Source organism: Pseudomonas fluorescens (assembly GCF_902498065.1).
Classification (GTDB): Bacteria; Pseudomonadota; Gammaproteobacteria; order Pseudomonadales; family Pseudomonadaceae; genus Aquipseudomonas; species Aquipseudomonas fluorescens_BJ.
This window is the reverse complement of the sequence record NZ_CABVIR010000001.1, coordinates 685,890-709,020: the sequence shown is the minus strand read 5'-3', so window position 1 is coordinate 709,020 and position 23,131 is coordinate 685,890. Positions and strand designations below refer to the sequence as shown.

Sequence of the window (23,131 nt, the reverse complement as noted above, 5' to 3'; positions counted from 1 at the left end):
CTGCTTTCGGCTGAACGATCACGGCTTGCCCCAACCAATACCGATAAGAAGCAATCCGCTAAACGCTCTTGTAAGTCCTGCACCACGCGTGCCGGTTCGTGTGTCTTCATTGCCGTGTTGAAGGTTTACCGGACTGCATCAGGCGTTTGACGTGTGCCTGGGTCTATAATGGAAGACCCCTGTTAATCAGATCCCCCTGATCACCTCACAGCCCACCAGGCAGAACACGTGAATCTTTCGACACTTACTGCCGCGCTGCTCTGTTTATTTCTTGGCACTCCCGTCAGGGCCGAGCAGTATCAGGTCGTTACTGAAGAGTGGGCGCCGTACAACTATCAGGAGAACAATCAGCTCACCGGCATGGCCACGGAGATCGTTCGGGGCATCATGGCGCTGACCGGGGATGACTTTAAGGTGATGCTGCTGCCCAGTATGCGAAGCACCCACGCATTGAAGAGCCGGCCCAAGACCATAATGTATTCCCTATTCCGCACCGCGGAGCGCGAATCGTTATACAAGTGGGTCGGACCGATCGTGGAAGAGTCCATTCACCCCTATCAGTTAGTCAATGCGCAGCCGCCGGTGAATTCATTAGAGCAGCTAATGCACGCCCCACGGATCACCACGCGACATGCCGGCCTAATACCCGAGATGCTGCAGTCGCGGGGCTTCAACAACCTCGAAAAAAGTGCAACCGAGAGCCGGCAGCTCTATCGCATGCTGCTAGCCGGGCGCACCGACATCATCATAGGCGACACCGATGCGGGGGTGACTTATTACAGCCGCCAATTGAACATTCCCCCCGGCACGCTGCGACAGATCCCCATCGAGCTCTATCGCTCATCGCTGTACATCGCCTTCAGCCGCGACTGTGACGACGAACTGGTAGACGCCTGGGCCAGAGCCCTGGAGCAGTTGCGCCACTCTGGCGAGCTGAAGCGCATCCAGGATCGGTACAATCAACCGATCGGGCAATGAAAGCGAGGAGCCAACGCAAGCCCGCTTCGCTGTCTGGCGCCGCCCACGAGGTAAACAGATCGCAATCCGCTGTCAGCATGCAGATGAAGAAACTGGAGGCCGCGCTTGGACGGCAGTTGTTGAGTCGTGGCCCGAGGCACCTTCCACTGACCGCTGACGGCCAGACACTGTTGAGCTACGCCCGTCGCATGCTCGCACTGTACGCTGAGACCCAAGCGGCTTTTCACGGTGAAGAGTTAACCGGACGAATCCGCCTTGGCGTCGCGGAGGACTACGCGGCAAGGTATCTCACGCCGGTTCTGAAGCGGTTTTCGCCGCGCTACGCAGGCGTGGAAATAGAACTGACCTGTGAACAGTCGACCACGCTTATCCCGCGTGTGCGAAGCGGCGATCTTGATCTTGCGCTGGTGTCCAGGGACTCGCCTCAAAGCGGCACATTTCTCTTCAAAGAACCCATGGTTTGGGTTGGCTCACCCCAGTTCGAACTGTGGAGGCGAGACCCGGTGCCTATCGCAGTCTACGAAAGTGAAAGCCTGGCCCGGCGTTATGCAGTGAACTCACTGACCCAACAGGGACGCGAATTCAGGGTGGTATACAACAGCTCCAGCCTTGCTGGTCAGGTGGCAGCAGTTGAGGGTGGGCTCGCTATTGCCGCGATCACTCAGTGCAGCGTGCAGGCATCGCTTCACGTCTTAAGTAGCGAGCACAACTTAGGAAACATTGAACCTATGGAAGTTTCGATTTTACGTAGCCGAGCCTCTCGCGGGTCTAAAGCGGTCAATAGCCTTCATGCTTTCATCATCAGCGCGCTAAGACTTCAGGCTTAGTCATTCATCTGGTTTGGGGGCGGATGAGGTGGGGAACCGGACGGTGTTTGCCGAGGGCAAAGGTGTCGCCTGGAACAACGCGCAGAGTTACAACGCCGAACGGCTGCACCCCATCATCACGCGCACCAGAGGTAGGCCGCCCGCCCTATCAATGCCGTCGATGGTCACCATCACGCCAATGAAGTTCTCTTAAAAATTCTGCGGCGTAACATCTGCTCCATACCAACCAACAACACCCCGGAGCACACGATCATGAAACGCCAAACCATTCTCAGCATCGCTTTCTCGGTTTTTGCAGTTAACGCTTTCGCCGCTACCTCGACTCACCCGGTTGTCGCTGAAGGCGGCTCGGATCGTCTGATTGAAAGTCGTGTCGCTGAAGGTGGTTCGGATCGTTTGATCGAGAATCGTGTGGCTGAAGGTGGTTCGGATCGCCTGATCGAAAACCGCGTCGCTGAAGGTGGTTCGGATCGCCTGATGGAAAACCGCGTCGCTGAAGGTGGTTCGGATCGTTTGATCGAGAATCGTGTGGCTGAAGGTGGTTCCGACCGTCTGATCGAAAACCGCGTTGCTGAAGGTGGCTCGGATCGCTTGATCGAAAGCCGCGCTGCATAAACAAATCGCGTCACCGCAATACCCAAAAAGCCCGGCCTGATCAGCCGGGCTTTTTCGTGTTCGCGTTTACAAACTGCCTTCTTTGTCGATAGGTGACTGAAGAAACTCTGCTATCAGCGATGTGATCTGCTGTTGAATCACCTCACGCGGACGCCCATTGTCGCCATCCCGGCAAATGATGCCATCGCCGGGCACATCTTCTTCGAGCATTACCTCCGCACCCGGTTTGCAAATCGACAAGAAGCTGAAATGGCTTGCATCGCTGATTTCGACGTAACGGCTTGTCGCTGAGGGCAGGCGTTTGGCCAGGTTGGCAGACTCCAACTCAGCGGGAAGATCGTGCGACGGTACGCCAGCAGCGATCACCAGCGTGGGTACCGGCAACGCGGCCAGGCTTTCATCGGTCATGCCCCGTGAAAGACCCAGGTCCAATGTCACCACAGCAGTGACGCGTTTATCACGCAAATCGGCGCCCAGCGCGGCCTTTGATTCTGCGGTGCTTGCGGGGTTTATCTTTTCATAGACGGAGCAACTGGCTAACTGCGGGTAGGCTTTGCAGTTTTGCGCGAAGCGGTCTGGATCGAAACGAGCTCCGGCGATCTCCAGGGCGGTCATGCCGCCGAGTGAATGGCCCGCTACTGCAATTCGATCAGTGGCGACCACGCCGAATTTTTCAGGTTGAGCCGTGACGCTATCAATGGCCCGGCGCACATCAACGGGCCGCTGCCACAACTGCGCCGCTGCTTGAGGGCTACGGTCATGAGTGGTGGTGCCAGGGTGATTGATCGCGGCGACGATGTAACCCCTGTGGGCCAGAGCACTGGCAAGCCAGATCTGGTTGCTCCAGTTCCCCCTGTACCCATGGGAGAGCACCAACAAGGGATGCTTGCCAGCAGCGGGCGGCGCATCACGAACGGCAGAAGCTCCGACGAACACCACATCATCGCCGATCAATTGCGTGGCGGCGGTAGTTGCACTGGGGTACCAGACGACCATCTCCAGTGCGCGGCCGTTGTGCGAGTCCGGCAGTGTGGAAGACTGGAAGCCGACAGGGTTCTCGTCAGCGAATGCGAGAGTTGTCAGGCAGGTCAAAAACAGGGTGCAGAAAGCTATTTTCAATGTCGATTCTTCCTTGATTAGACAAGTGCATGGCCACCTGAACCCGCCGTCAGGCGCATCCCTCTTCGTTCGGAGTCGAAGCTTATGTGGCTGCCTATGAGCACGGACATTAAAGCTCACATTCGCTGCCGCGCATACTTTCATCGTTCGCGGTGTTTAGTGGGGAGGCGGAGTGTCGCGAGGGACTGCAGTCGGCCGATTCTGTTGAAAAAGTCGGTCTGCCCAAACTGCCTGATCATTGAGTGGAGAAAACGCCTTTTTTGCACGCTGCTACGTGAAATCCGAGTCCGGAAGCCCCTGCAAAAAGTAAAGTTTTCAATCTCGGACGCGTACTTTTCTGACGCGTAAACCATGGCCGGCTTTTTCAACAGAATCGGCCAAAAGCAGGCATTAGACGCGTGTACGAACCCAGCGGCTATTCACTGCTCTAAATCCCGCGGTCTGCCGAAGACGTTCACGGCGCCGACGCCCTATTGCATCGGTCTCGCTGATCCCGTCTCGCACCACCCCAAAAGCATCTGAGGTCAGGGTGTGGGGGCTGCCGGTGTTGATTCCGTACGTCGCACTATACGGCCATCGACGTCCAGGCCTCCCCAAGGGCTGCCCTGGCTACAGGTAAACTTGAGGCGTAAAAAAGCCCGCGCTGAGCGGGCATCGGAAATCATCCGAACTCATTCAGGCACCTGATTCAGGGTCACTCGCAGGCATACCGCGAGCTTCCTTATCGTTTTCGTCTTGATCGTCCATCTGTGGGTCGGCGTCAGGATTATCGACTCGACCGCTCTGTCCAGCTTCTGGATGCTCACTCGACACCGAGTTATTTGCATACACGTCAGTCATGTCTTCGTCGACAGGAGCCTCGTCGTCTGGAGGCAGCGGAACTTCGGGCTCGTCCCTCTTGGGGTCATGGCCGGTTTCGTTGTCCGTCGTGCGCGTTTCGGGCTGCTGTGATTTGTTGCCAGGTGCGTTCTCGTCAATGTCCATGCTGAACCTCCGTACTGATGCGCGGGATGTCCGTGCTTGATCATGAGAAACGGCAAAGCGTTACAAGTGCAGCGCAGTGGACGAACGGAGAAGAAAAACCCGGCTCAACGGCCGGGCTTTCTCTCCTATCTCCTATCGTCTGAAAGCGGTGTCTGTTCATCCGCCTCTGGGGTAGTCCTCTCACCAGGATCCTTCCAGTCTTCTGGACGATCATCGCTTGGATTTTTCAACGGATCGTATTTGTTCGGATCGTCTGGATCTAGCGTCGGCTCATCTGAACTTGGCTCAGGCTTGGATGGAACAGAACCTTGTGTTTGGTTTTGAAAACTCGAATCGGTAGACATACCCACCTCACCATTGAGGTCCAGCTTTTCTGGGCCGTAACAGTTTGAATTTGGCAGGTGAAAAGCGTGCGACTGAGCAGACGAGCGGGCAGTAAAAAGCCCAGCGGGCGGCTGGGCGTTTGGAGTTGCACGGACTTGCCCCCCATCTGCATCACAACTGACCAGTCATTTGCTGCCGACTGGACCAGCGCACGTGGGAATGACGACCCGCAGAGCTAGTCCCCCCCATAACCGGGAGCCATTTCTCGCAGCAACACGGCTCGCGATGAAACGGCAACAGCCCCTAGCGCAGCGCATGCTCACAATTAGCGCGCCCTAGCTCACCCCATACAAAATACCTGTACAGAAATAGCGCTACGCATTTTTACAGCGCTCGCAGGATTCTATCGGCCCAAAGATGGCCTTGGGCTGTATCGCCGCCAAACAGTAGTCAGCCCGATGGCCAGACCTCTATTTCTCGGGCCGGCCAGAAACCGGAGGTTACTGACCGTTCATCGGGATCGGATGATGTCATGACGACATCATCCCAATATAGCTGTACAAGACTTGTACGAGTAAAAACACTTGTATAAGTTTTAACTAGCCAGGAAATAACGCCGCTACTCGTTGCCGTCGAACAAGAGAATACCTGCGCAGGATGCGTACCAAGGGCGAATACATACCCTTGAAGGTGCCCCTAAATTGCTCCTCCCATTACGCAGGTACATCATGCCATCGCACACTCCCCGGCTCTCTACACGGACCAGTCTCTATGCCGGCTATGCCAGCCTGCTCGCGCTTATGTTGCTGATCGCCGCTATCTCGCTGTACGCCCTGGCTAACAGCAATAAGGACTTTTTTCTCTACGTTAATGGCGTTGATGCACGCACCCGCCTGGCCAACACACTGAACGACGCCGCCGCCCAGCGCGCGATTGCCCTGCGTAACATCGCCTTGAACAGCAATGTCACCGCGAGAGGACAGCAACGGGGCGCGATTGCCGTCAACGAACAAATGGTGGCCAGCAGCCTCGCCGCGCTACGCCAGGCAATTGATAACCATGATGATGTGTCGCCCAAATCACGTGAACTGTTCTCAACCATCGAGCAGGTCGAGAGCCGCTACAAACCGGTAGCGCACACCATTGCCGAACACCTGTTCAAGGGTGAAAACGACGAGGCCCTGCGCATGGTCAGCGAGCAGTGCACACCATTACTGGCCGAGCTGACCCAGGCAATTGGCGAATACCTGCGCTACACCAACCAGAAGGCAGACCTGCAGGTCAGCGAAAATGACGCAAACTATCTGTCACAACGCAACCTGCTGCTCGCCATTACTGCGCTGGCCGTCTTACTAGCAGCGGTACTGGGCTACGTCATCAGCCGCAACCTGCTGCGCGCGCTGGGTGCCGAACCGAGCGAACTCAACCAGCTCGCCCAACGGGTTGCCCAGGGCGATTTGCGCGCTAGCGAGCGCACGATTGAGCCACCACAAGCCAGCATAATGGCTGCCCTGCTGAGCATGCAGGAGAACCTGCGGGACATGACCAAGGGCATAAACCTGTCCTCACAGACCGTGGCCGAATCCAGCCAGGAGCTTAGCCAATCGAGCCTGAGAAACGCCGAAAGCGTGGCCATGGCACAGTGCGAGGTCGAGCAGATCGTCACCGCCGTTCACCAAATGGCCGCCACCGTGCAGGATGTCGCGCGCAATGCCGAATCCGCCGCCAGTGCCGCCAGCGAGGCCGATAGCGCAGCCCTGTACAGCCAGCAGAAGGCCAAAGATGCCGTCAACATGATCGGCGAGCTGGCCGAGACAATCGAACAGTCCAACATGGCCATGGGCCGGCTGAAGAATGAAACCGGCAATATCGGCGGCGTGCTTGAAGTGATCAAGTCGGTGGCCGACCAGACCAACCTGCTGGCCCTCAATGCAGCCATCGAAGCTGCCCGTGCTGGCGAGGCCGGACGCGGCTTCGCGGTGGTAGCCGACGAGGTGCGCAGCCTGGCACAGCGTACCCAGAAGGCCACCTCAGAGATTGAGGGGCTGATCGCCAGTCTGCAGAAAATTGCCGACGAGACCTCGCAGCATATGCAACGCTGCAAGCGCTCCAGTGCGCAGTCGGTGTCCGGCGTTTCCGAGGCCGGTGACGCGGTAAGCACGATCGTAACCATGATCGAGCGGATCAACGGCATGAACCACCAAATCGCCGCTGCCGCCGAGCAGCAGAGTACCGTTGCCGAGCAGATCAGCCGGGGCATCGTGACCGTCAGCGAAAGCGCCGAGCAATCCGCTGCAGCCTTCCGCAGCGCTCAGCAGGAAAGCGAAGGACTGGCACGCACCAGCGTGACATTGCGAGAGAACATCTCGCGCTTTCAGCTCTAGGGTTGGGATCATCATGTTCGTCAGTCCTAAAAGTTGCCCCCCTCAATATGGAAGACCTTCGGTTCGTCCGAAAAATATTCCTCCAAGCCCATCATGAACAGCCGATGGTCTTCACTCGCCTCAAAGCCCGGCGTGTGATCTTCGAGTGATTGCCACCTCACGATCAGGTTGAACATCTCCGGGCTTTCGATGCCTTGCGCGAGCAGATGGCCGCCGTAACCTTTGGCGCGGCTGAGCAAAGGAGCGACCTCGGCAAATGCACGTCGGAACGGTTCAATCCGTTCTTTGCGAACGGGGAGCAGAGCGATTTCATAAATCATGGCGTGCCTCTAAACTGACTTGAACGATTAAACGTACGCACTTACGAGAGGAGCGATGGCTCGACTGCAATCGCGATTTTTCCTTGAATACCGTTGTTGAGACTTTCCAGCCGGGCATGAGCGAGGGGAATCTCGGCAAGCGAATAGACGGCGCCAACGTGGGGCCGCAACTGACCGCGCGCTATCAATGCGCTCAACTCATCAAGCTTGCCGCGGTTCTGCCGGGTGAAAACGAAGTGATAACTCGCGTTCTTGCCCCAGGCCTGAACGACGTTTTGTGGCTGTGCAATGTCCACGATCGTGACGACGCGGCCAAGTTGCGCGAGTACGTCGGGGCTGCGTGACAATGTGTTGCCGCCGATGGTGTCGAACACAACATCAACGCCGCGGCCACCCGTCTCCCGAATGACGGCGTCAACATAATCTTCCTTTTCGTAGTCGATGATCACATCGGCCCCCATGCTGCGTGCGAACTCAACGTTTGCTTCTCGCACGGTTGTGAACACCCTTGCTCCCATGGCTTTCGCCAGCTGGATCGCGACATGACCGACGCCTCCCGCGCCGCCGTGTACAAGAATGCTCTCCCCTACCCTGAGCGCCGCCCGCACGACCAGCGCTTCCCACGCCGTCCCGCCAACCAGCGTCAGGCTTGCCGCCTCAAGATGGCTCAGCGAGGGAGGCTTCTTCCCGACGATGCTTTCGGCAGCGACGTGGTACTCGGCATAACTGCCAGGCCCTTCAAATATTTGCGGGGTGTACCAGACTTCGTCTCCCGGAACGAAGGTCGTCACACCAGGCCCAACTGCTTCGACAACGCCAGATACATCGTGGCCGGTAATGGCCGGCAGTGACACCAGGTCGGGATAATCGCCACGTCGAACCTGGTAGTCCAATGGATTGATGGAGGTTGCGTGCACCCGGACCAGGACCTGTCCCGTATGCGGCACGGGCTTGGGCACGTCGCAGAGTTCGAACGATTCAGGACCGCCAAATGATTTAAGTATCATCGCTTTCATGGTAAATCCTCGCATCGATAAAAAGGAATATCGAGATATCTCGATATATTGCGGTAAAAAATTACAGATCTTTCCCGATGATCTCGGCAAGAGCACTGATGGTTGCTTCATTGCGTTTGTAGTAGGTCCACTGACCGATGCGCCTGACTTCGACCAGGCCCACTCGTTGCAACGTGGCCAGATAACCGGACACCGTTGACTGCGACAGTCCGATACCTTCTTGAATACTGCTGACGCAGACGCCGACCGTGAGAACGTCACCTTCGTCCTGCGGAGGGAAGTTCTTTGCGGGATCCTTCAAACCTTTCAGAATTTCAAGACGCGTAGGGTTTGAGAGGGCTTTGAATATTTCGATCAATTCCATAACCCGAGGATATCGAGATTTATCGATATGTCAATGCGAAAGATTAGAACAATCTTGAGCTTCGAATAATTTCTGATCGATTTTTCATACAGAGGACGCAGGGTCACAAATGGTAGAAGACGAACCAAAAGCGGTCACCCAGGGCAAGTGACTATCCAGATGCTTTCTTCAGCCCTTTCAAGCGCACATTCGCTCTTTGCACAGCGGCCATTTTTTCAGGCCGCTTCATGCGTTTCCACTTTCTGATGTCTTCCTTGCTTCGCCCGCAACTCACACACAGATCACCACTGAGCTGGCAAACTGAGATGCACGGACTTTCGATTTCTTTAGCCATTGTCAGTCACCTTTGGCAACGCGTGATTGAGTCAGGCGTTTTTTCCAGTCGCCACCATGAGTGCGTTGGCACTCTTCCTCAGAGTCGAAGCGGACGCTGTGGTCTGAAGGGGTCAGGTCGATGTCGGCCTCCTTCAACGCGATAGCCGTCAGCTCAAAGACACGCGCCTTCGCGTCAACCAGGGCGAGCTTTCTGTCCGCCAGGGTTTCGAATACCCAGGTGACCTTCAGGGTTTCAGCCAGCGAGTTCAGGTCAGCGGTATGGGTGAGCCAGGTAAAGCCTTTGATTTCACCTTTTGCTGTTTCACACGCTTCGGTGAGCGTGGTAATCAACCGGCGTTCGATCCGCGCCAGTTCGCGTTTCCCTGGAGGCATTGCGGGTTCCTTTGGAGACAATGGAGGGCAGGCTCTGAATCAGGCCAGTCGAAATTCGACCGTCAGATGGCTGACTTCGTGAACCGGCTTGAGACGTTCACGAATGCTGTCGGCGTTCGCAGTGCTATCACCAAGGACACTGACGATGGCCGCATGGGCTTGCGGCCCCACCCGCCAGACGTGCAAGTCCGTGATGGTGACATCCCCCGGTTTTTCCACCCGTTCGCGGATTTCCTCGGCAACGTGCGCATCTGTCTGATCCAGCAGTACACCTGCGGTGACCCCCATCAAGGTCCAGGCCCAACGCGCGATAACGATGGCGCCGACGATGCCCATGACCGGGTCCAGCCACACCCAACCGAGATAACGCCCGGCGAGCAGTGCCGCAATGGCCAGAACCGAAGTGAGCGCGTCCGCGATGACGTGGACGTACGCCGATTTCAGGTTGTTGTCGTTCCCGTGATGGGCATGGGCATGGGCATGATCATCATGGTCGTGCTCATGACTGTGCCCGTGGCCCAGCAACAGCGCACTGACAATGTTGACAATCAAACCGGCAATCGCGATGAGCGTAGCGGTGCCGAACTGAACTTCCGTTGGTTGCAGCAGGCGCATGACAGACTCAACGCCAATTCCCAGGGCGACCATACCGAGAATCAGCGCCGAGGCGAACCCGCCCAAGTCTCCTACTTTTCCGGTTCCGAAACTGTAGCGCTGGCTGGAGGCGTGACGTTTTGCGTATCCGTAAGCGGCCGCCGAGATGCCCAACGCGCCGGCATGGGTTGCCATGTGAAAGCCATCGGCGAGTAACGCCATCGAGCCAGTGATATAGCCGGCGGTGATCTCGCCAACCATCATCACAACGGTCAGTGCCACCACCCAAAGCGTGCGCTTGGCATTTTCGTCGTGCGCTGAGCCAAGGAACACGTGGTCATGTGTGTGGTTGATGTGGGGGTTACTCATGAGTGTGTACCTGGATGCGTTCACTTGGAGTAACGGCGAATGGCTTCAAGAAGCTCTTCAACGCCCTTGTTACGCTCTTCTTCGCTGAGAGCAGGGTTCGCAACATGCTCCCGCGCGTGCTCCTCGATGATTTCCTCCATCAAGCCGTTGATGGCTCCGCGAGTGGCGGCAACAAGGTGCAGTGTTTTGGCGCAATCGAGATCCGATTCCAATGCCCGTTCAACGGCTTGGATTTGTCCGGCGATTCTTTTTACGCGTTTGAGAAGATCGTCTTTGTTTGCTGCGATATGGCCCATGACATACCCCCCCTACCTATGTTGCGCGCATGATAGGCATACCCCCTATACCTATGCAAGATTGGCGGACGAGTGATCATCTACAGCCCCAGGCGGTAAAGAATGACTTCAATGGCAGGCAAGCTGACGGCACGAATCAGGCATCCTCAAGGCTCGAACCGCAGATGGTGAGCAGGATAGTCCACGGCGACCACTGAGCAGCCGCGGCGAGCCACAATGGAATGGTGTGCATGCCGAAGCCCGCGCCGAGATCAACGGCGGTGGTTCCACTGGCTCGATTTGGGAGAACGGCTTCGATCTCGGCTTCGCCCCGAGATACGGCGGCATCAAAGCCGCCGGCCATCCACAGGTAGACAGGCGCGAGGTGGGTCTCGTAGTGATCAGCGACGGTGGCCTTGAATGTGGGGGCCAAGCGTCTAACGTTCAGGTTCTGGCCCGCAGTACGCGGTCCCAGTGAGCGGAGCGAGCGATTTGAACCGTTTGTTGGGCATTGATGCGCTTAAGGAAGCAAACCGTACCCCGCCGCGATGAGCAGCGGAGAGACCAGGAGCGTTGCCCAGAACCCTGATTTTGGAACGGCAATGACGCAAATGATTGAGGTGATGAGCACGTAGATGCCAACGATTTTGAGTAGTGCGAGGTCGCCAACTGATACGGCATGAATGGCTGCGTGCCCGGCGAGCATCAAAAGCGGCCCCAAAATGGTAAACCACAGTGCAGTACGCCGAACTTCATGCGCTCTGAACTGGTCGACGAAGCCGGCGCTCACGGCTTCGGCGAATGCTGTTTTGAACTTGATAATACCGAATGGAATATGAAAGACGCCCAAGGCGAACAGGGTCCATGCGACGATGTTTGACAATGTCTTATGCTCCGTAACGGTAAGGTGGAATGAGTGGGCCTAACGACCGGGTTGAGGGGCGCGCATGAAGCGGGCGAAGCCCGCAAAAGGCGCATCCCGCTCGAACGACTGGTTAGACCTCAGTGGGCTGCGCATGGCGACTGGGAGTTTCGCTCACGCCTCCGCGGCCATTGGCCAGCCGATTCGTGCGGCACGACGGAGATTGGATTGAACGACCAAGCGGTGGAACGGGGCGATGACAAGAATATAGAGACGACCCAGGCGGTTGTGGCAATGGACCACGGTTGACAGAGTCAGGTGACGTTTGCCTCCCGCCGACGGCTGATTGGAACAGAGGACGGAGAGCCTGAAGTCCAGGTGCTTGTCGTCTTCTCCAAGGATAACTTCGGTCGGGCTTGTGCCGTAGATCCTGAAGATGCCGACGCGGCCTGTCTCGCTCTCCGCACCAAGTGACGAAAGTTGCTTGGCAGTTTTGAGGCCGAATCTGCCGACCACCGCATCTCGGACTGCCATGAGGCTGCTGACCCACAGTGCTTGCTGGGAGAAGATGAACCTCGCCAACAGTTCGGGATTGGTCGACGCTCCGGGCGGAAGCTCGATTGAGTAAGCATCAGCAAGATTCGTCGATGCGTAGGCTCTGGCAATTGCCGACTCCGGAGGAAGCGATACCGGCGTTGCGCGATGCTGTTGGGTTGGCATGTGTGCGATCCAGTGGTTGGGTTCTGAGGTCTAACGCGCCGTTGAGCGACGCCGGAGGCGTCCGCTCCAACGGCTGGTTAGGCGTCATTCACATCGTTTCCAGCAGACGGAGATTCTTCTCTAAGTCCAATTCTTCCACCGTAACAGCAATTCCTTTTGAGTTGTCTGTGCACAGATGAATGATCTTTTGGTACTCGGGTGAGTGGTACTAACTATTAAGCGCTTCCTTTGATTTGAATCGAATAACGACCGTCATCGAGCCTGGTTCACCCTCTAACGGTTCCGATTCATAATCGGCTACGAGTATTTCTGCGCCGTGCGCTTCAAGCGTCGGAAAGACGGCGGGGACATAAGATTTAAAGCCATCCGGCTTCGTGAGTTCGAAGTTGGCAACCAGATATGCGCTCATCAATCTCTCCTTGACTCGTCGTGTTAGTCACTTGGTTTGTCATTTCGTCGAGGAACCTGGCTGCTGCAGGATAATCGGACGGCTCCTTGACGCTTAACGATTAAGCTAAGGGGCCGCGGCACGCGGTCCCAGTGAGCGAGGCGCCAACGTTTCCTTGTCGGATACTGAGCCCGATCAAGGCATCATAGAGCTCTTGCTGGCCAGCTGGCAGAACAGGGAGCAACGTCGCACGGCGCTTGTCGACATCGAACCAGGATTCAACCAACCATCCCACCAGATAGAGCGCCGAAAGACATCCGCCAGCGGTTGCAACGTTCCCTTGGCATACAAGAGGCTGGTCCACGGTCTCAAGTCCCGGCGCTTGCAAGCTCGATCGTGCATCCGGGTGTGTAGTTGCTTGGCCGCCGAGCAGCCCGAGCCGTTCGAGAATGAAAGCTCCGGCGCATATGGAGCCGATTCGCTGGCGTCTGGAGTCAAGTTCAAACGACGGCAGGAAGTCTGCCGCGGCAAGTGCAGCGGGTATCCCTTCCTTGCCGCTGACGAACAATACCGCGTCGGCACTATTAGCCTCGGAAAGCGGACCGTGCACCGAAACAGGCAGGCCGTGCGCCGATCGCACGATAGCGCTAGAACCCAATATCCGGACGTGCCAGTCCTCAGTGTTGCGACCCAAAATGTCCCACATCAGGAATAGGTCGATATCAGTGAATTGGTCGAAAGCAACCAGAACGATTTTCTTCAAGGCGAGCTCCATGAAAAGTGCTAGCGTGCAAAACGCAACGGCCATCTTTGCTGGTGTTCGCAGCGTATCAATCGGTTGCGCACCATACACAGTCTGTATGGCGCTAAATATGGAGCGAAATAACGGGTGGGAAAACTAACTCGCAACCATTGGATCGCGGCTGGTTTTGAGGCCCTCGACCAAATAGGACATATTGGTGTTTCGGCCGAGAGTCTATCGCGTCGATTGAATGTGACCCGCGGATCGTTCTATCACCATTTCCGTAATCGCGAAGACTTTGTCCGCACCTTGCTGGCCGCTTGGGAAGAAGACTACACGGAGCGCATGCTCGCTTATGCGGCGCAGGGTCGTAGCGCGGACGAAATCTTGAAACGCTACTTGAGTATTGCTGCTGAAAAACAGCCTGGGCGGGAAGTTTCCATCCGAGCCTGGTCGCTGCACGATCCGTTGGTAGGCGAGTTTCAGCAGCGTGTTGACACAAGACGACTGGACTTCGCGATACGGACGTGCCGCCGCTTGGTCCCTATGCCAGGCGAAGCTGAAGTGATTGGTCGGGTGGCCCATCTGTGCCTGATTGGTGGTCAACAGGCAGGGCTGCGGCGTGATGCCGCTCGCTTCAACAGTTTCCTGAGTCGAGCCTTTTCACTTTTCGAAGGGGCTCTTCCACCGTGGCGGGCCTAAGTCATGAGCTAAATTGGGTAACTGAATAAATAGAGGTCGCGTGCCTGCCTGGCCTGGATCAGTACAAGAGAAAGCGGTGTAGTCTTTCATCGCCCGAGCTACAGACTGAATCGCCCCTAATTTCGTAGTCACTCGATGACCGCTTCTGGCCGAATTGCAGTCGTTCGCAGAAGGTACATAACGGTCTTGGTACCCGCCTAGCTAACTTTTAAAACCCATTAAATCCTGAGCGATACCTACAGCCCTTTCTTACTTCGACGCATTACGTGGATCATCATGGCTATCAATATACTCAAGGCCTAGCGGACCCGTTCCGTAAACCTGTGAAATGTACTCTCCTGATTTAGCCCAGTGAAAGTGTGGCGTATTAGCCGGAAGTATCACCACGCTGCCTGGACCGTAAGCAACCAGCTTGGCCGGATCGAAAACAGTGCCGAAGCCAATATAGAAAACACCGGACATGACGGTGTAGATGCGGTCCTCAGGATGTGTATGGGGCATCAATTTTGTGCCATTCGGCACTTTGACTCTTACCACATAGGGGGCTGGCTTACTCGGGTCGCCGGCCACCACAGCCAGCTTCACTTCTTTGGGGAAGGCTGGAAAGCTGCGCCACTCAACGTCTTCATTATGTAATGCGCCGACCTTATCAAGTGGCAATGGGTGGGCCTGGGCGAACGCCATTGTTGCGCTGGTGGCAACAAGTGCAGCCAGACAAGCAGTTTTCATAATGTTCTTGATCATGAAAGGCACCTTAATTACGCCGTAAAAAAATTGATATCGTCACCTACGCTGCGAGTAAATCCGCTGGAGAAATCGAGGCGGGTCGAATGCGGCTTACTGTATTTGTCACTGACTGCAATGATAATGACGTTGTCGCGCATTACTGTTGATACGCAATGTAATCAATGCCCTGTCACATTCCCGTGGCCAGTGCTCCCCACCCTCATCACGCTCACCAGAGGTAGGCCGCTCGCCCTATCAATGCCGTCGATGGTCACCATCACGCCAATGAAGTTCTCTTAAAAAATCCGCGGCGTAACATCTGCTCCATACCAACCCAAAACACCCCGGAGCACACGATCATGAAACGCCAAACCATTCTCAGCATCGCTTTCTCGGTTTTTGCAGTTAACGCTTTCGCCGCTACCTCGACTCACCCGGTTGTCGCTGAAGGCGGCTCGGATCGTCTGATTGAAAGTCGTGTGGCTGAAGGTGGCTCGGATCGCCTGATCGAAAACCGCGTTGCTGAAGGCGGTTCGGATCGCCTGATCGAGAATCGTGTGGCTGAAGGCGGTTCGGATCGCCTGATCGAGAATCGTGTGGCTGAAGGTGGCTCCGACCGCCTGATCGAAAACCGCGTTGCTGAAGGCGGCTCGGATCGCCTGATCGAAAACCGCGTAGCAGAAGGTGGCTCCGACCGCCTGATCGAAAACCGCGTTGCCGAAGGTGGCTCGGATCGCCTGATCGAAAACCGCGTTGCCGAAGGTGGCTCGGATCGCCTGATCGAAAACCGCGTTGCCGAAGGTGGCTCGGATCGCCTGATCGAAAGCCGCGCGGCATAAACAAATCGCGTCACCGCAACACGCAAAAAGCCCGGCCTGATCAGCCGGGCTTTTTCGTGTTCATTGTCTCGTCCTCAATAGGGTTTTTACCTTCTGACTTCTTATCAGGAAGGTGCAATGGATACGGGAGCAAAACGCAGCCAGCGAGCTCACCCTTGCCTGACAATATCAACCGAGATCTCCACCGCCGCCATTGTTCCTCTATTCTCAAGCCAGTGCGTGGTGTTCCTGTCCTCGGGCCAGCCCACTCCCGGCCCATAGTCCGTGGCGACGCCGTCTCGGTGGTCGGTGATTATTCCTTGTAGTATGTAGACGGTGCCTGGTCTGTCTTTATGGTTGTGAATCGGCCCGAAGACGCCTCCGGGATCGATCGTCACCAAACGCATTCTAAGTTGGCGCCCTGTCATGCCCTCGATTTCAGGACCGAGGTCGACCGTTGCCAGTAACTTCACCGCCACCCCTTTCGTTTCAGGGGCCACCTGTTCGTTGCTCATCGCGCTCTTCTCTGTAAAGACAAAGGTCTTACTAGAAGTAAACACCCTTGAAGGTGTGATCAGTGGGGAGGCGACAAAGGGTCGAACTCGGACTATTTATTATTTTCTTAGCAAAAGGAGCTTTCTACATGGACGTCATAAATCAGATTCAGCCCGCAAATTGCGCAGGTATGGAGGACATCCGGCGCGAGATTGATGCCCTGGATCAGGCCGTTATCACGTTGTTAGGAAGACGATTCCAATACGTACTCGCGGCTTCGAAGTTCAAGACCTCTGCGGCCTCGGTACAGGCTTCGCAGCGATTCGCTTCCATGCTGGTGACACGTCGCGATTGGGCCACGGAAGCAGGCTTGAGCCCGGATGCAATCGAAAAAATGTTCCGCGACCTGGTAACCCACTTCATCGCCGAAGAAATGAGACATTGGACAGCTCAACAGTCTGAGTGAATGGCATTGATCTCCACGCGCGGAAGAACAAACAACAAGCGTGTCCGCCAGCTCCGAACCAAATCGAGCCACCAGTTTGTTGCGATGAGTCCGCGCCATGACAAATTCCAGATCAGCCCACTGCAACAACGCCAGGCTGACTGGAACATGCGCATCATTGCTGATCCCCGCCGACGCAGTTTCCACAGCCGGCCAAGCAGCAAAATGTTGGTCAGCCGTGGGGCTTTGCAGTCGGTTCTGGCTACATGAAAAGTACCTTCAACATCGTGTGACTCCAAACAGTCAACGTGATTCGGGCCCCGGGGAGATTACCGAGTCACCGATGCACTCCGAGTGCCCGCAAACGCACTCGTGCCAAGCCAGCGCCATAAGCTTTGCGCATCCTTCACCGCGCCATACACACACAACTCCCGAGACTGAAGCACCTCACGCGGTGTGCGGTCACCCACCCACACTTCGGTCAATGCTCGCACGCTGGAGTCCACGATCAGGGTCAGTTCGCGTCCGGGGTCGTCGCGGCACAGGTCTGCCACACCCTCCTCGACCACGAGCCACCACGCTTGTTCGCCGGGGCGAGCGTCGCGGAATTTGAAGTGGATGACCACCGGTCGGGGCGGGAACGTTTCGATGCGCACGAACCGACGCACATCCCACATGAGAAGGCCTGCGTCGAGTTCGTCATCGCGCAGACGACTGCCGATCCAGCGCGCCCCCCAATGACCCAGTGCCATGATGATGGGGCGCAGTTCCTCGCCCGCTGCGGTCAGACTGTACTCCCAGACTTTGCCTGTGGCCGTGCGGCGTACGACGCCCATTTCTTCCAGATGGCGCAGCCGCTGTGCCAAAAGGCTGGTGGACATTCGGGGGACGCCCCGGTGCAGTTCGTTGAAGCGTTTACTACCGCACAACAGCTCGCGCACGACCAATGGTGTCCAGCGCTCGCACAGGGCTTCGGCACCGCGTGCGACTGTACAGAACTGACCGTAGCTTTCATCCATCGCCTGGGCTCCGCAATTGAAACGCTTCAGATTTTGAACTAGCCCCGCCACTTCGCCCCGCGCACGCTGAAACCTCGAAAGCCATCCGTCAAAGGAGAACGCCATGACCAAGGTAGCCATTATTCAGCGCCCGCCCGTGTTGCTCGATCGCGGCGCGACGATCGTCCGGGCCGTGCAAGCGGTCGCCGAGGCTGCGGTGGCGGGAGCCTCGCTGATCGTTTTGCCCGAATCGTTCGTTCCAGGTTACCCGTCGTGGATCTGGCGGCTGGCGGCGGGAAAAGACGGCGCTGTAGTGGGCCAGTTGCACACCCGGCTGCTGGCCAATGCGGTCGATATCGCGAACGGTGACCTGAGCGAATTGTGCGAGGCCGCCAGGGTTCATGCCGTAACGATCGTGTGTGGCATCAATGAATGCGACCGGCAAACGGGTGGCGGCACACTCTATAACAGCGTAGTCGTTATCGGCACGGACGGCGCACTCCTCAACCGACACCGCAAGCTGATGCCCACGAACCCCGAGCGCATGGTGCATGGCTTCGGTGATGCCTCCGGGTTGCGTACAGTCGATACATCGGTCGGCCGCGTGGGTACGCTCATTTGCTGGGAAAACTACATGCCGCTGGCCCGCTATTCACTGTACGCGCAAGGGGTGGAAATCTACGTCGCGCCCACGTATGACACGGGCGATGGCTGGATCAGCACGATGCGTCACATTGCGCTAGAAGGCCGCTGTTGGGTGCTCGGCAGCGGCACCGTGCTGCGCGGCAGTGACGTCCCTGACGACTTCCCGGCGCGTACGCAACTGTTTCCCGACCAGGATGAATGGATCAACGACGGCGACTCGGTGGTGGTCAATCCGCAAGGCCGGATCGTGGCCGGTCCATTGCACCGGGAGACCGGCATTTTGTATGCGGACATCGACATCACACTGGTAGCGCCGGCGCGACGGGCGCTCGACGTTACTGGACATTACGCGCGCCCTGACATTTTCGAATTGCAGGTGCGGCGCACGCCGGCGACAGCGGTGCGCTACATTGACGAGTGAAGGCTAACCAGCGATCAAGGAGCAACGCCATGAACATTGAACGGTCTTACAAGGGCAGTTGTTTTTGCGGCGCGGTCGAACTCACCGTCAGCGGCGAGCCGGTCGGGATGGGCTATTGCCATTGCGAGTCGTGCCGGCATTGGTCAGCCGGACCGGTCAATGCCTTCACGCTGTGGAAACCCGAGGCGGTGCAAGTGACTCGGGGGGCTGACAACATCGGCACCTACAACAAGACACCGCAGAGTTACCGTAAGTGGTGCAAGACGTGCGGCGGGCACCTCTTCACCGAACACCCCGGGATGGGGCTGATCGATGTGTATGCCGCGATCATCCCGGATCTCGCATATTCGCCAGACCTTCACGTGCACTATCAGGAGAGCGTGCTGCGTATCAAGGATGGTTTGCCGAAGCTGAAGGATGTCCCCAACGAACTGGGAGGATCGGGGATCCGCATGGACGAATAGCGCTGACACCGGTGTCAATGAAAACGGGCGCCTTGTCGGGCGCCCGTTTTGTTCAGGGTTGCGTGCTGGGAGTAACGCTGATCAGTGCGATTTCTTTGAAACCGACGTTCCGGCTTTACTCAACCCTTTCGTGTTGTGGTCCCCTGGCGTCGAGGTCGAAATTGCAGTGGCTTTGGTCACGCCGCGCGTATCTTTGGAATTGGCGATGCCCGAAGTCGTGACCCCATGACCGCGCTCACCATTGCGATCATTGCCGTAGTGGTTTCCGCTTTCGCCACGGTCACGAACAGACTTGCCGGCATGATCGCTGCTCAGCCCATTACCACGGCCGTTACTGTTAGCGCTGCCGTGATCGGAACCGCTGTGACCACCACCTGTACCGCCGCCATGGCCACCGCCGTTTCCACCACCACCACCACCACCACCACCACCACCACCCTTCGCATAGGCGGCGTTCATGATAGAGAGGTCAGCTGGGAGTAAGGGGGCGGCTGCAAGCATCATGGCGCATGACATGACAGCAACGAGACTCTTGTTCTTAAAAAGCATGATTGCTTCCGTAGGATTGATATCGCGTACATTCAGACGCATTTGCCCCCCGACAGTTCAAGTCATGCGACAGATGGAATGCAATCAGCGCGCCGCTGGAAAAATCACCCCAATCCGCCGTTCAGGCATTAATCAAAGGCGCCGTTGAGCACTTCATAGATGAGCCCGGTTGCCAACGCGACCAGTATCAAATCGGTGCCCGCTTGCTGCCATTCGTATCCGTCATAATGCGGCAGCCGGCCGATCAACCGACCGTCCAGTTTTTTCGCAATGCCGGGTGGTAGAGGTTTGCCTCGAGCGAGGTTTTTCTGAATGCCGGGCGGCAAGGCAGGACCAGGACTCCAGTAGTCCCTGTAGCCGCCAACGATCCCGAGAATGCCTCCCCGATCGATACGTGGGCCATGACTCCAATCTCCGCCCCCGGCGTTTTTGCCTTGGCCTCCCTGCCCTCCCTGATTGCCATGGACCTGGCTGTTCTGCGGATATCCCTTGCCGTTTCCCTGGCCCTTTCCATTGCCGGGGTCGGCTAATGCAGTCGCTGTGCCGCTGACCAGCGCAAGACATGTAACGGCGGCAATCAATCTGCGAAATCTGTGCATGAGTCGTTCCTTCAGAGTGGCGGGATATCGCTTTGTACTTTAGACACTAATGACGAGGCGGGTTCCAGGATCTGCGGAGCTGCCGCACTGACAAGCTCGACGTAACTAGACTCCCCTCCGCCCGTCGCGCCCGACAACCAACCCCATACGAACGCCAGGGTGGTACGCCCCGCGTGGTCAACGCCCACCTTGCCACGCGACCAGCCTGCAAGCATCTCCCCTTGCGTAGTCAGGCACTGAAAAAGAAGCTCTATAGTATCGGGCCCCGTTATGCGCCCGACTTGATGCCCGATGCGAATCCGGCCGCCTTGGTAAGTGCCCGAAATGGCATCCTCCTCGACATGGTAAAGAAATACAGTGCCTGCACCGGATAGCCCTTGGGCGTTGTCCGCTACCGTAAAACGGCGCTTGTTCAAACGCTCGTTGATCTGAGCAAACGGGTTTTCCATAAATGTCGCACCCTTTAGTCGAGAGGTTCCATTCCAGCCTTCGATTATCCTAAGTCATTTCGACAAGCAGCCACTGGCAAAAGCAGACGCTCGTCGTCACTGGTCGCGCATCTCTCGGGCGACTTTTCATGAATACCATCGAATTCCGAAGGCGCGGTCGTTACCATGGGCGTCAGTTCGCAAGGAGGCATGCAATGGATCTGAAGTTCAGTCACGTCGATGTACTGGTCAATAATCTCGAAGAAGCCTGTGATTACTACGCACAGATACTGAAAGCCAGGATCTCCAAAACACTCGTCTGGGAGCGCGGTGGCCTGCATGTGCGCTATGCGATTGCGCTGATCGGCCAAGAGCGTTTCATGTTGGTCCAGCCGTTGGCGGGGAATCTGAAGGCGCTGCTGGACTCTTCGGGCGAGGGGATGATTTATCGCCATTGCTACTCGACACCGGACATCGAGACGGCCTATGACGAATTGATGGCTGCGGGTGTTCAACCGGAAGACGAAAACGGCAAGCCCTTGGCCCGCGCGAACCTGCAATCCCCATCCGGAGCACGCATCATCTGGCTACCCAAGCGCTTCGGGCACTTCTCTATCGAGATTCTGGAAGCCAAGGCGCTGGAAGAGTTTGTCGAAGCTGCATTTGCCTGAGCACTTTCGAACTCAGCTAGCGCACCCAGGCAATGCTATCCAAACCATCCACTCAGCACCCCTGCACCCAACACGACCAACGCCGTATTGAGGCAGACCAGCGCGAAGCCAAACCTTACCAGGTCGCCCTCTTCCGTGGCCTGGGTTTTCGCGAGCCCCAGGATCAGCATGACGATCGACAGCGAGCCCAGTGCGGCATGCCCTGCCGCGCTGTTCTGTACCGCCGCCAGCAATAGTCGAGAGGGTTCGGGCAACATTGCGATAGCCGGCATGAAGATCGCGTTGCCGCCCACATTCGACCCCGTCATGTAGCCTGACAACGCACCAAACAGGGCCACCATCGAGGTGGCGGCGGTGGGCGACAGGCCCGCCAGCAGTTGCATCAAACCCGCCAGGAAACCGGCTTTCACCATCATCTGCGACATCGCGAGGAAGAAGAAAATGGTCAGCAATGGCCGCTTCGCGCGCGTCGCCAACGCAGCGAGCACGCTGATGTCGGGCGCAGTCTGACGTGGTGTGTTGCGCGTATGAAATCCGAGTCCGATCAGCACCAGAATCAATGCCAGGCCCGGTGAGGCCAGTGGCTTCCAGGACACTTGGGCACCCTGTACGACCCAGCCGTCTTGCCACGCGGTGATCGTCCACGCCATCTTCAGCGCGACGATGTAGACAATCAGCAACAGATACGGCCAGGCCTGACGCGGCCATTGCACCGCACCGCGCACGCCATCGCTGCGGCGCAGGCGCCACAGTCCGGCAGATAGCACTGCAACGGCCGTCACCAGGCCCGCGGCAACGCCGGCCACTTCCGGCCCCAACCATCGACTGGCACTGTAAAGCACACCCACAAACAGCAGCCAGAAAACGCCCAGCGCCCTCCACTCCCGGGGCTCACGAACGCCTGCCAGATAGAGCGCCATCGCACTGAGGGCGAAAAAAACCGGTGCGCTGGTGAGTGCCGAGGTCGACGCCAGCGCGGCGGCGTCCAGGTGAGCCAGCGAGGCGCCAATGACCGTTGCCAGGCCCAGCGTTCCCCACGGCATGATCGCCATGCCGGCCAGCGCAATGCGCAGCGCGACCCGGCGCTCGAAGAGGCTGAGTAGCAGAGGCACCGTTGCGATCAATGACACGCCGAAACCGGTCATCGCTTCCAGCAACGGTGCTAGCCCGAGAACGATGAACGCCACTTGATCGCCGCGGCGCAAACCCAGTGAACGCACCCATTGGCTAAGCGCCAGGTTGACACCCAGGCGCTCGATAAAAATCACGAAGGCCAGACCCGGCACAATCACGAAAGCCGTGCTGGCAAACAGCACGGCGGTATCTTGAGCGGCGGCCACCATACTGCTCGGCTGCCACGCATCGGCGGCGCCGGCGAGCCAGAGCACCACGACGAGGAGAGTCCCGGCGATGGCCGCGTGAACGGGCGGCCGGCGCAGCACGACGAGCATGGCGGTGACCAACAGGACAGGGGAAAGATGAAACAGTGCGAGCATGCCAATTATCCTGTGTGAATTCCCGATCAAGGCGGCGAGAGCCGTTTGCAGGCAAGATAATATTTCGCACGGCTAGATAAAGGGC

Annotated in this window: 32 protein-coding genes; 10 read left to right on the top strand and 22 right to left on the bottom strand. The window is 57.3% G+C overall.

What is annotated here, in order from left to right:
• Positions 1-228: 228 nt before the first annotated feature.
• The 3 genes from F8N43_RS03515 to F8N43_RS03505 all read left to right on the top strand — a co-directional run bounded on the left by F8N43_RS03515 (position 229) and on the right by F8N43_RS03505 (position 2,420).
• Entirely contained in the window at positions 229-978 is a 750-nt protein-coding gene (locus F8N43_RS03515; protein WP_150653226.1) for a substrate-binding periplasmic protein, read from the top strand.
• Positions 975-1,805, top strand: coding sequence for a LysR family transcriptional regulator (locus F8N43_RS03510; protein ID WP_224787784.1), 831 nt, complete (start codon positions 975-977; stop codon positions 1,803-1,805). Before F8N43_RS03515 ends, F8N43_RS03510 begins: the two co-directional genes overlap by 4 nt.
• 252 nt (positions 1,806-2,057) lie before the next feature.
• A complete protein-coding gene (locus F8N43_RS03505) occupies positions 2,058-2,420 on the top strand; it encodes a hypothetical protein (protein ID WP_150653225.1) in 363 nt (120 codons plus the stop codon).
• A 66-nt stretch (positions 2,421-2,486) separates the two neighbouring features.
• On the opposite strand, the gene F8N43_RS03500 is transcribed toward F8N43_RS03505, so the two are convergent.
• From F8N43_RS03500 to F8N43_RS03485, 3 genes are all read right to left on the bottom strand, one after another.
• Positions 2,487-3,539: an alpha/beta hydrolase family protein gene (locus F8N43_RS03500; RefSeq protein ID WP_150639362.1), complete on the bottom strand. Its 1,053-nt coding sequence runs from the start codon at positions 3,537-3,539 to the stop codon at positions 2,487-2,489.
• A gap of 675 nt (positions 3,540-4,214) precedes the next feature.
• On the bottom strand, positions 4,215-4,523 hold the full coding sequence (locus tag F8N43_RS29840) for a hypothetical protein (RefSeq protein ID WP_150634681.1): 309 nt from the start codon (positions 4,521-4,523) through the stop codon (positions 4,215-4,217).
• Between the two features lie 125 nt (positions 4,524-4,648).
• A complete protein-coding gene (locus tag F8N43_RS03485; RefSeq protein WP_150653224.1) occupies positions 4,649-4,867 on the bottom strand; it encodes a hypothetical protein in 219 nt (72 codons plus the stop codon).
• A 708-nt stretch (positions 4,868-5,575) separates the two neighbouring features.
• Between F8N43_RS03485 and F8N43_RS03480 the strand changes: the two genes are divergently transcribed.
• Positions 5,576-7,231, top strand: a complete 1,656-nt coding sequence (locus tag F8N43_RS03480) for a methyl-accepting chemotaxis protein (RefSeq protein WP_150653223.1) — start codon at positions 5,576-5,578, stop codon at positions 7,229-7,231.
• Positions 7,232-7,257: 26 nt separating this feature from the next.
• Here F8N43_RS03480 and F8N43_RS03475 read toward each other — a convergent pair whose 3' ends face one another.
• The 12 genes from F8N43_RS03475 to F8N43_RS03420 form a co-directional block, all read right to left on the bottom strand.
• A complete protein-coding gene (locus tag F8N43_RS03475; protein WP_150639360.1) occupies positions 7,258-7,551 on the bottom strand; it encodes an antibiotic biosynthesis monooxygenase family protein in 294 nt (97 codons plus the stop codon).
• Positions 7,552-7,592: 41 nt separating this feature from the next.
• A complete protein-coding gene (locus tag F8N43_RS03470; RefSeq protein WP_150653222.1) occupies positions 7,593-8,567 on the bottom strand; it encodes a zinc-dependent alcohol dehydrogenase family protein in 975 nt (324 codons plus the stop codon).
• Positions 8,568-8,628: 61 nt separating this feature from the next.
• A complete protein-coding gene (locus F8N43_RS03465) occupies positions 8,629-8,931 on the bottom strand; it encodes an ArsR/SmtB family transcription factor (protein WP_017338400.1) in 303 nt (100 codons plus the stop codon).
• Positions 8,932-9,082: 151 nt separating this feature from the next.
• Positions 9,083-9,265: a DUF1289 domain-containing protein gene (locus tag F8N43_RS03460; protein ID WP_150639358.1), complete on the bottom strand. Its 183-nt coding sequence runs from the start codon at positions 9,263-9,265 to the stop codon at positions 9,083-9,085.
• A gap of 2 nt (positions 9,266-9,267) precedes the next feature.
• Entirely contained in the window at positions 9,268-9,639 is a 372-nt protein-coding gene (locus F8N43_RS03455; protein WP_150634676.1) for a hypothetical protein, read from the bottom strand.
• A 39-nt stretch (positions 9,640-9,678) separates the two neighbouring features.
• A complete protein-coding gene (dmeF, locus tag F8N43_RS03450) occupies positions 9,679-10,602 on the bottom strand; it encodes a CDF family Co(II)/Ni(II) efflux transporter DmeF (protein WP_150634675.1) in 924 nt (307 codons plus the stop codon).
• Between the two features lie 20 nt (positions 10,603-10,622).
• Positions 10,623-10,898: a metal/formaldehyde-sensitive transcriptional repressor gene (locus F8N43_RS03445; RefSeq protein ID WP_069900955.1), complete on the bottom strand. Its 276-nt coding sequence runs from the start codon at positions 10,896-10,898 to the stop codon at positions 10,623-10,625.
• Positions 10,899-11,034: 136 nt separating this feature from the next.
• Positions 11,035-11,310 (bottom strand): hypothetical protein, encoded by a 276-nt coding sequence (locus F8N43_RS29450; RefSeq protein WP_224787783.1) that lies wholly within the window; start codon positions 11,308-11,310, stop codon positions 11,035-11,037.
• A gap of 87 nt (positions 11,311-11,397) precedes the next feature.
• Entirely contained in the window at positions 11,398-11,760 is a 363-nt protein-coding gene (locus F8N43_RS03435; RefSeq protein WP_150653221.1) for a DUF6463 family protein, read from the bottom strand.
• 153 nt (positions 11,761-11,913) lie between these two features.
• Positions 11,914-12,459 carry a DUF2867 domain-containing protein gene (locus F8N43_RS03430; RefSeq protein WP_150653220.1) on the bottom strand — a complete coding sequence of 182 codons (546 nt, stop codon included), beginning with the start codon at positions 12,457-12,459 and terminating at the stop codon, positions 11,914-11,916.
• Between the two features lie 208 nt (positions 12,460-12,667).
• Positions 12,668-12,868 (bottom strand): DUF1330 domain-containing protein, encoded by a 201-nt coding sequence (locus F8N43_RS03425; RefSeq protein WP_150653219.1) that lies wholly within the window; start codon positions 12,866-12,868, stop codon positions 12,668-12,670.
• Positions 12,869-12,968: 100 nt separating this feature from the next.
• Positions 12,969-13,610, bottom strand: a complete 642-nt coding sequence (locus tag F8N43_RS03420; RefSeq protein ID WP_150653218.1) for a DJ-1/PfpI family protein — start codon at positions 13,608-13,610, stop codon at positions 12,969-12,971.
• Positions 13,611-13,736: 126 nt separating this feature from the next.
• Here F8N43_RS03420 and F8N43_RS03415 point away from each other — a divergent pair, with 126 nt between their 5' ends.
• Positions 13,737-14,291, top strand: coding sequence for a TetR/AcrR family transcriptional regulator (locus F8N43_RS03415; RefSeq protein ID WP_150653217.1), 555 nt, complete (start codon positions 13,737-13,739; stop codon positions 14,289-14,291).
• Between the two features lie 249 nt (positions 14,292-14,540).
• On the opposite strand, the gene F8N43_RS03410 is transcribed toward F8N43_RS03415, so the two are convergent.
• Entirely contained in the window at positions 14,541-15,035 is a 495-nt protein-coding gene (locus F8N43_RS03410; protein ID WP_150653216.1) for a cupin domain-containing protein, read from the bottom strand.
• Positions 15,036-15,376: 341 nt separating this feature from the next.
• Here F8N43_RS03410 and F8N43_RS03405 point away from each other — a divergent pair, with 341 nt between their 5' ends.
• Positions 15,377-15,856, top strand: coding sequence for a phage infection protein (locus F8N43_RS03405; RefSeq protein WP_150653215.1), 480 nt, complete (start codon positions 15,377-15,379; stop codon positions 15,854-15,856).
• Between the two features lie 149 nt (positions 15,857-16,005).
• On the opposite strand, the gene F8N43_RS03400 is transcribed toward F8N43_RS03405, so the two are convergent.
• Positions 16,006-16,350 (bottom strand): cupin domain-containing protein, encoded by a 345-nt coding sequence (locus F8N43_RS03400; protein ID WP_150631553.1) that lies wholly within the window; start codon positions 16,348-16,350, stop codon positions 16,006-16,008.
• A 128-nt stretch (positions 16,351-16,478) separates the two neighbouring features.
• On the opposite strand from F8N43_RS03400, the gene F8N43_RS03395 reads away from it, so the two are divergent.
• Entirely contained in the window at positions 16,479-16,796 is a 318-nt protein-coding gene (locus tag F8N43_RS03395; protein WP_150631552.1) for an isochorismate lyase, read from the top strand.
• 308 nt (positions 16,797-17,104) lie between these two features.
• Here F8N43_RS03395 and F8N43_RS03385 read toward each other — a convergent pair whose 3' ends face one another.
• Positions 17,105-17,794, bottom strand: a complete 690-nt coding sequence (locus tag F8N43_RS03385; RefSeq protein ID WP_150631561.1) for a winged helix-turn-helix transcriptional regulator — start codon at positions 17,792-17,794, stop codon at positions 17,105-17,107.
• Between the two features lie 103 nt (positions 17,795-17,897).
• On the opposite strand from F8N43_RS03385, the gene F8N43_RS03380 reads away from it, so the two are divergent.
• Together F8N43_RS03380 and F8N43_RS03375 are read left to right on the top strand one after the other, a co-directional pair.
• Positions 17,898-18,839 (top strand): carbon-nitrogen hydrolase family protein, encoded by a 942-nt coding sequence (locus tag F8N43_RS03380; RefSeq protein ID WP_150631551.1) that lies wholly within the window; start codon positions 17,898-17,900, stop codon positions 18,837-18,839.
• A 29-nt stretch (positions 18,840-18,868) separates the two neighbouring features.
• Complete coding sequence (locus F8N43_RS03375; RefSeq protein WP_150653214.1) at positions 18,869-19,303, top strand: GFA family protein; 435 nt, start codon at positions 18,869-18,871, stop codon at positions 19,301-19,303.
• Positions 19,304-19,384: 81 nt separating this feature from the next.
• On the opposite strand, the gene F8N43_RS03370 is transcribed toward F8N43_RS03375, so the two are convergent.
• From F8N43_RS03370 to F8N43_RS03360, 3 genes are all read right to left on the bottom strand, one after another.
• Positions 19,385-19,852 (bottom strand): hypothetical protein, encoded by a 468-nt coding sequence (locus F8N43_RS03370; protein WP_150653656.1) that lies wholly within the window; start codon positions 19,850-19,852, stop codon positions 19,385-19,387.
• 128 nt (positions 19,853-19,980) lie between these two features.
• Positions 19,981-20,451: an anti-virulence regulator CigR family protein gene (locus tag F8N43_RS03365; protein WP_150653213.1), complete on the bottom strand. Its 471-nt coding sequence runs from the start codon at positions 20,449-20,451 to the stop codon at positions 19,981-19,983.
• Between the two features lie 11 nt (positions 20,452-20,462).
• Complete coding sequence (locus F8N43_RS03360; RefSeq protein ID WP_224787782.1) at positions 20,463-20,900, bottom strand: hypothetical protein; 438 nt, start codon at positions 20,898-20,900, stop codon at positions 20,463-20,465.
• A 194-nt stretch (positions 20,901-21,094) separates the two neighbouring features.
• On the opposite strand from F8N43_RS03360, the gene F8N43_RS03355 reads away from it, so the two are divergent.
• Positions 21,095-21,550, top strand: coding sequence for a VOC family protein (locus F8N43_RS03355; protein WP_150639348.1), 456 nt, complete (start codon positions 21,095-21,097; stop codon positions 21,548-21,550).
• 35 nt (positions 21,551-21,585) lie between these two features.
• Here the strand turns inward: F8N43_RS03355 and F8N43_RS03350 are convergent, their stop codons facing one another.
• A complete protein-coding gene (locus tag F8N43_RS03350; RefSeq protein WP_150653212.1) occupies positions 21,586-23,046 on the bottom strand; it encodes an L-lactate permease in 1,461 nt (486 codons plus the stop codon).
• Positions 23,047-23,131 lie beyond the last annotated feature (85 nt).

What these genes read in the sequence shown, in the direction of transcription:
- F8N43_RS03510 (WP_224787784.1), top strand. Translation starts at nt 975, where the DNA reads ATGAAAGCGAGGAGCCAACGCAAGCCCGCTTCGCTGTCTGGCGCCGCC.
- F8N43_RS03505 (WP_150653225.1), top strand. Translation starts at nt 2,058, where the DNA reads ATGAAACGCCAAACCATTCTCAGCATCGCTTTCTCGGTTTTTGCAGTT.
- F8N43_RS29840 (WP_150634681.1), bottom strand. Translation starts at nt 4,523, where the DNA reads ATGGACATTGACGAGAACGCACCTGGCAACAAATCACAGCAGCCCGAA.
- F8N43_RS03485 (WP_150653224.1), bottom strand. Translation starts at nt 4,867, where the DNA reads ATGTCTACCGATTCGAGTTTTCAAAACCAAACACAAGGTTCTGTTCCA.
- F8N43_RS03480 (WP_150653223.1), top strand. Translation starts at nt 5,576, where the DNA reads ATGCCATCGCACACTCCCCGGCTCTCTACACGGACCAGTCTCTATGCC.
- F8N43_RS03475 (WP_150639360.1), bottom strand. Translation starts at nt 7,551, where the DNA reads ATGATTTATGAAATCGCTCTGCTCCCCGTTCGCAAAGAACGGATTGAA.
- F8N43_RS03470 (WP_150653222.1), bottom strand. Translation starts at nt 8,567, where the DNA reads ATGAAAGCGATGATACTTAAATCATTTGGCGGTCCTGAATCGTTCGAA.
- F8N43_RS03465 (WP_017338400.1), bottom strand. Translation starts at nt 8,931, where the DNA reads ATGGAATTGATCGAAATATTCAAAGCCCTCTCAAACCCTACGCGTCTT.
- F8N43_RS03460 (WP_150639358.1), bottom strand. Translation starts at nt 9,265, where the DNA reads ATGGCTAAAGAAATCGAAAGTCCGTGCATCTCAGTTTGCCAGCTCAGT.
- F8N43_RS03455 (WP_150634676.1), bottom strand. Translation starts at nt 9,639, where the DNA reads ATGCCTCCAGGGAAACGCGAACTGGCGCGGATCGAACGCCGGTTGATT.
- dmeF (WP_150634675.1), bottom strand. Translation starts at nt 10,602, where the DNA reads ATGAGTAACCCCCACATCAACCACACACATGACCACGTGTTCCTTGGC.
- F8N43_RS03445 (WP_069900955.1), bottom strand. Translation starts at nt 10,898, where the DNA reads ATGGGCCATATCGCAGCAAACAAAGACGATCTTCTCAAACGCGTAAAA.
- F8N43_RS03430 (WP_150653220.1), bottom strand. Translation starts at nt 12,459, where the DNA reads ATGCCAACCCAACAGCATCGCGCAACGCCGGTATCGCTTCCTCCGGAG.
- F8N43_RS03425 (WP_150653219.1), bottom strand. Translation starts at nt 12,868, where the DNA reads ATGAGCGCATATCTGGTTGCCAACTTCGAACTCACGAAGCCGGATGGC.
- F8N43_RS03410 (WP_150653216.1), bottom strand. Translation starts at nt 15,035, where the DNA reads ATGATCAAGAACATTATGAAAACTGCTTGTCTGGCTGCACTTGTTGCC.
- F8N43_RS03405 (WP_150653215.1), top strand. Translation starts at nt 15,377, where the DNA reads ATGAAACGCCAAACCATTCTCAGCATCGCTTTCTCGGTTTTTGCAGTT.
- F8N43_RS03400 (WP_150631553.1), bottom strand. Translation starts at nt 16,350, where the DNA reads ATGAGCAACGAACAGGTGGCCCCTGAAACGAAAGGGGTGGCGGTGAAG.
- F8N43_RS03395 (WP_150631552.1), top strand. Translation starts at nt 16,479, where the DNA reads ATGGACGTCATAAATCAGATTCAGCCCGCAAATTGCGCAGGTATGGAG.
- F8N43_RS03385 (WP_150631561.1), bottom strand. Translation starts at nt 17,794, where the DNA reads ATGGATGAAAGCTACGGTCAGTTCTGTACAGTCGCACGCGGTGCCGAA.
- F8N43_RS03380 (WP_150631551.1), top strand. Translation starts at nt 17,898, where the DNA reads ATGACCAAGGTAGCCATTATTCAGCGCCCGCCCGTGTTGCTCGATCGC.
- F8N43_RS03375 (WP_150653214.1), top strand. Translation starts at nt 18,869, where the DNA reads ATGAACATTGAACGGTCTTACAAGGGCAGTTGTTTTTGCGGCGCGGTC.
- F8N43_RS03370 (WP_150653656.1), bottom strand. Translation starts at nt 19,852, where the DNA reads ATGCTTTTTAAGAACAAGAGTCTCGTTGCTGTCATGTCATGCGCCATG.
- F8N43_RS03365 (WP_150653213.1), bottom strand. Translation starts at nt 20,451, where the DNA reads ATGCACAGATTTCGCAGATTGATTGCCGCCGTTACATGTCTTGCGCTG.
- F8N43_RS03360 (WP_224787782.1), bottom strand. Translation starts at nt 20,900, where the DNA reads ATGGAAAACCCGTTTGCTCAGATCAACGAGCGTTTGAACAAGCGCCGT.
- F8N43_RS03355 (WP_150639348.1), top strand. Translation starts at nt 21,095, where the DNA reads ATGGATCTGAAGTTCAGTCACGTCGATGTACTGGTCAATAATCTCGAA.
- F8N43_RS03350 (WP_150653212.1), bottom strand. Translation starts at nt 23,046, where the DNA reads ATGCTCGCACTGTTTCATCTTTCCCCTGTCCTGTTGGTCACCGCCATG.